Source organism: Vibrio thalassae (genome assembly GCF_900089835.1).
Lineage (GTDB): Bacteria > Pseudomonadota > Gammaproteobacteria > Enterobacterales > Vibrionaceae > Vibrio > Vibrio thalassae.
This window is the reverse complement of sequence record NZ_OANU01000191.1, coordinates 1-1,100: the sequence shown is the minus strand read 5'-3', so window position 1 is coordinate 1,100 and position 1,100 is coordinate 1. Positions and strand designations below refer to the sequence as shown.

2 protein-coding genes are annotated in these 1,100 nt (G+C 39.6%); one reads left to right on the top strand and one right to left on the bottom strand.

Going from position 1 to position 1,100, the window contains the following annotated elements; genetic code table 11:
- The coding region (locus tag VTH8203_RS23795; RefSeq protein ID WP_158296145.1) for a helix-turn-helix domain-containing protein at positions 1-111 on the bottom strand (111 nt) is incomplete at its 3' end.
- A 150-nt stretch (positions 112-261) separates the two neighbouring features.
- Between VTH8203_RS23795 and VTH8203_RS23790 the strand changes: the two genes are divergently transcribed.
- Entirely contained in the window at positions 262-924 is a 663-nt protein-coding gene (locus VTH8203_RS23790) for an RNA-directed DNA polymerase (protein ID WP_158296250.1), read from the top strand.
- Positions 925-1,100 lie beyond the last annotated feature (176 nt).

Sequence of the window (1,100 nt, the reverse complement as noted above, 5' to 3'; positions counted from 1 at the left end):
ATAAGTGCGAACGGTGTTTCTAGATACACCTAAATCACGCGCGATGCGGCGGATACTTTGTCCTTGCTGATGTAAAACGTGTATTTCCACTAGTTGCTCCTGATTGATCATAATCCGCCGCTTTGTCCATTTTACGAACGGATAGTTTGCCTCAGGTGGGTCAATTTTAAATCGACGTTAGTGGGTCATTTTTACATCGGCGCTGACAGCAGCGAATGTGCGAAATTTAACTTGGCTAGACGAGGGAAATTGCGCCGCCCATTGAGCATTCCCAACCCTATAAATTATTATCAGATCGCAAAGCTGATATCAGACAATTGGGCTGATTTTGACGCCGTTTTTGACAGAGCTTCTCAATCAATTAGTCGTCCAGTTGAAGATGATTCAACCAGAGCTTTAAAGTGGGAAAAGGGATTTAGCTTTCTTCCTGATTCTAAGTTAAAAACGAGGACTGCTTCTCGCTATATTTTAAAAGCGGATATCTCTAACTTCTACTCAACGATTTATACTCATAGTATTCCATGGGTGTTACATACTAAGTCTTTAGCAAAGCAGCAAAGGAGGTTTCGCAACAATCTTGGGAACAAGATTGATACCTTGGTAAGAAATTCTCAAGACCAACAAACCAAAGGGATTCCAATAGGAACTGACACTTCGTTTGCTATTGCTGAACTGATTATGTCTGAAGTTGACAAGCAATTAGTAACCAAGGTTGGGACAAACTACCATCGATATATTGATGACTTTGAATTTGGGTGTAAAACCTTGCAAGAAGCTGAGCACACATTATCAGTATTGCAAGAGGTATTGTCTCAATTCGAACTGGAGCTTAACTCTTCGAAAACTGAAATAATTAAGCTACCATTAGAAGTTGATCCTCAGTGGTTACACAGGGCGAGATCTCACATAGTTTGTAGGGTTTAATTGATTAAATGCCAAACAACACGGTCAATTTGCGTTCACCTGCATCAAGGAATTAAATGTTCTTTATTTTCGATTGAACTAATCCTGATTTTGTTGATCAGATCATTATCTATGTACTACTCAACCTACAAAATGACACTTTTTGAACGCCTTAATCGCATACCCGATCCACGTAA